The organism is Pseudobutyrivibrio sp. C4 (assembly GCF_900111635.1).
In the GTDB taxonomy this organism is placed as follows: Bacteria; Bacillota; Clostridia; order Lachnospirales; family Lachnospiraceae; genus Pseudobutyrivibrio; species Pseudobutyrivibrio ruminis.
In genome coordinates, this window is the sequence record NZ_FOHF01000013.1 from 1 (window position 1) to 3,477 (window position 3,477).

General features: G+C 38.2%; 4 protein-coding genes. All 4 read right to left on the minus strand.

What is annotated here, in order from left to right; genetic code table 11:
* Positions 1–98: 98 nt before the first annotated feature.
* Positions 99–641 carry a nitroreductase family protein gene (locus BMY66_RS13585; RefSeq protein ID WP_044935808.1) on the minus strand — a complete coding sequence of 181 codons (543 nt, stop codon included), beginning with the start codon at positions 639–641 and terminating at the stop codon, positions 99–101.
* Positions 642–734: 93 nt separating this feature from the next.
* A complete protein-coding gene (locus tag BMY66_RS13590) occupies positions 735–1,739 on the minus strand; it encodes a DUF4179 domain-containing protein (RefSeq protein ID WP_090395509.1) in 1,005 nt (334 codons plus the stop codon).
* On the minus strand, positions 1,736–2,299 hold the full coding sequence (locus BMY66_RS13595) for an RNA polymerase sigma factor (protein WP_090395510.1): 564 nt from the start codon (positions 2,297–2,299) through the stop codon (positions 1,736–1,738). The genes BMY66_RS13590 and BMY66_RS13595 overlap by 4 nt, the downstream gene beginning before the upstream one ends.
* 91 nt (positions 2,300–2,390) lie before the next feature.
* On the minus strand, positions 2,391–3,212 hold the full coding sequence (gene pgeF, locus BMY66_RS13600) for a peptidoglycan editing factor PgeF (RefSeq protein WP_090395511.1): 822 nt from the start codon (positions 3,210–3,212) through the stop codon (positions 2,391–2,393).
* Between the last annotated feature and the right edge of the window lie 265 nt (positions 3,213–3,477).

Here is a 3,477-nt window from a genome sequence, read left to right on the forward strand (position 1 = left end):
CCACCTTGCCAAGGTGGGGGTCGCGGGTTCGAGTCCCGTCTCGCGCTCTTTTAATATAAAAAATGAGGTCATCCAAATGGGTGACCTCATTTTTTTTACTATATGAACTTCGCAATATCTTCAACATTCTTGCGAGGTGGCTTCTTAGTAACAGATTCTGATCTATAACCAACAGCAATGATGCTCATGACCTGCTCGTCCTCTGGAATGCCACAGAAATCTGCAACAACATTTGCATCTCTTAAGCCCATGATAAGTGTGCCTACACCAAGCTCAACAGCTTTTGCGCAGAGCAACATGTCGTGCAAACCAAGATCATAAGCGCCCCAGCCGTTTCCAACTTCGTTGTCGGCCTCACCTGTAGCTCTGTTAAATCCAGAGACGTTCTTTTGGAATGTTGTAACAATGTATGCTGTAGCATCTTTTGTGCTGTTCTGATTAAAATCAGGTAAAACAGTCTCTCTGAATTTGCTTACTTGCTCTGGAGTAGAAATGCAGTAGTATCGAGATGTCTGAGTGTTCTTCCAAGAAGGTGCAGCTGATGCAGCTGATACCATCTCGCGTAGGATTTCCTCAGAAACCTGCTTACCGTTGAATGATCTAACGCTCTGTCTAGCGTCAATAACCTGTTGGAATTCCATAATAATCCTCCTAGTGAAAGTGTCTATAATTAATATCAGGTTGCAATCAATTGAATTGTATCACAATCACTCTGGAAATCAATGTATTTGGTGCTAATGAAGAGAAATACTAGCAGTATTTCCGTTAATATCTTCTAATTCAATTGATTTTACAGTGCTAGGCTCTATTATGTTATTGAATTCCAAAGAAAAAATAGCTGTGTTATTATCTCCATCAATGCTATTTAGATTATCGCATTCCCTGCAATCAATTACTGTACCGTCATCTAGGGTTAAACTTGTAATATAAGGTACGCGAGGTTTATCCATTGGAGTAGCAAACCAGCTATCTTTTACATCGTCAGTTATAGTGTAGCGAATCTCCGCAGAAATAGGACTGATTTTAAATGAAGTAGCCCCACAATTAAACTCAGGGATAAAGTTGTTTAAATCAATTACAAGAGCATTACTTACTTCTGGAATAGGCAAATCAAATACCCAGGTACCACCCAAACTATTTTCTGAGAAATCGCTATTCACAATAGAAAAATCGCTTAATTCTAAGTGTAAGGTTTTGCCTGTTAGGGACAATTCAGAATCGATTGAATCTGTTCCATCGATATTAAAAATAAATTCATCATCTCTGATTCCCATGCCGTATCCAAAGCTGTCCCCTTCGTAGCCTTGTATATAAATATCATCAACGTTGATGTCTGGATCACAGTCTTCGTTTATCTCAACGCCTGAGTATTGCAATGTAAGACTAATCTTATTATCATCGGCAACAATTGCTACTGGAGTAAGCGTGATACCATTGTCAGTGATGGCATATTTTGAATAATCGTCTTCTTCAGAAAATACTATTGCCTGTCCTTGTTCTGTAAGAGTTTGTTGCTGTTCGTCGGTGGCATTAAAATAGCTACTGAGTCCATGACCCCAGAAATGACGTATTGCTGCCGTAGCAGTGATGGTAGTTATGAGTATTAAGCATATGCAAGCTGCCACTGACAACCGTTTATTAAATTTTACAATCTTTTTACCGGACTGATATCTTGCACACTGAGTAATTAAAATATCATCTACGCCGTTAAATGCTAAAAATAAATTTTCTTTTTTCATGATGCCAAATATCCCTCCTTTACCAAACGTGTTCTGAGCTTTGCTCTCAATCTGCTAAGCATTACAGATACATTGTTCTTTGATATACCATATTTTTTTGATATGGCAGTAATATCATCGGCATAAAAGTATCTGCTAAGAAAGATAAACGCTTCCCTTTCAGGAAGGGATCTGACATAATCTGCTATTATATTTTCAAGTTCCTGTCCTAAAATGGATTGCTCTACGCCATTTGAAGCTGGAATACATTCTTCCAGTTCATCAAGAATCTCATGCATGGTACCATTTCCACGCTTTTTGCTTCGACTTGATCTGTATTTATCAAAAGCAAGTTCTCTTGCAATTTTAGCTAAAAAAGCTTTGAAGACTTTGGGCCTTGTAGGTGGGATTTTATCCCAAGTTTTTAAATAGGTATCATTTAAACATTCTTCAACATCTAAATCATCATTAAGAATATTGTTTGCGATTGATTCAAGGTAATTGCCATATTTGACGTCCGTCTCTTCAATGGCTCGTTCGTTACGTTTGAAATAAAGCTCGATTATTTCCTCGTCTTTCATGTGTGTCCCCCTTTTTATTCATTTGTAAGCGCCTTACACTTATATAGCCGTAAAAAAGATGAGATTATTACAGTTTAATAAAAAAGAAAGACTAAAGAGAAATAAAAGCAGCTAGGCTACCTCTATTTGCACCCATGATTCTATGGGAATAAAAAAGCTTAGGATTGCAGCGTGTGCAGTAATTTGTGGTTTCGATGTGGTCTTCAGGAATGCCTGCCTCAAGGAAAACGAGGCGGCATGCAGCCCACAAATCTAGCATGTATTTATCTTTATCATCTGGATTAAAAGTAGATGGGCGGAGTAATTCGGACTTATGCTCCTCACCAAAAGCTTTTATAAATTCATTGGCAACATCTGCGCTAACTTCATAGCAATCTTTGCAAATGCTTGGTGCGATTCCGCATAGGATATCGTTTTTATCACAGCCAAATTCTTTACACATTTTTTCGATGGTGACCTTGCCGATTTTACCAACTGTTCCACGCCATCCTGAGTGAGAAAGTGCGACCACTTCTTTTACAGGATCGTAGAAAAACAAAGGAACACAATCAGCGTAGAATGTCACAAGTGGCATATCTTTTACATTTGTAATGAGTCCGTCTACATCATCGTAAGGGAGTGGTTTTGTAAGTCCATTTCCTGCATCCTTTTCATCAACTACAATTACATTAGTTGTATGAGTCTGCTTTGACAGGCACATACGGTCATAATTCATATCTAACGCATTTGCGATACGATGATAGTTTTCACGCACGTTTTCATCGGAATCGCCTCGATTAAAACCTAAATTTAATGAATCAAATACACCTTCACTTACACCTCCGCTGCGAGTGGAAAAACCGTGCTTAACACCGGCTTTCTTGAAAGAATCAAATGTAAGAAAGGAAACACCATTTTTATTTTCTAAGTTCATATTTAAACCGCCTTTTTATCTAGATACTTTACAATTGAGTATAGCATATAGAGATTTGAAAAGCAGAATAATAGATATTTGAATTTTCTGAAAATCAACCGATAAAAAGTAAGCTTTGCAACTTTAAAAAACTGTATTGACTTATAGGATTTTATCCTATAGAATACATCTTGTTGTTGAGGAAACAACAGATATGCGCGAGTGGCTCAGTTGGTGGAGCACCACCTTGCCAAGGTGGGGGTCGCGGGTTCGAGTCCCGTCTCGC

What these genes read in the sequence shown, in the direction of transcription:
- BMY66_RS13585 (WP_044935808.1), bottom strand. Translation starts at nt 641, where the DNA reads ATGGAATTCCAACAGGTTATTGACGCTAGACAGAGCGTTAGATCATTC.
- BMY66_RS13595 (WP_090395510.1), bottom strand. Translation starts at nt 2,299, where the DNA reads ATGAAAGACGAGGAAATAATCGAGCTTTATTTCAAACGTAACGAACGA.
- BMY66_RS13590 (WP_090395509.1), bottom strand. Translation starts at nt 1,739, where the DNA reads ATGAAAAAAGAAAATTTATTTTTAGCATTTAACGGCGTAGATGATATT.
- pgeF (WP_090395511.1), bottom strand. Translation starts at nt 3,212, where the DNA reads ATGAACTTAGAAAATAAAAATGGTGTTTCCTTTCTTACATTTGATTCT.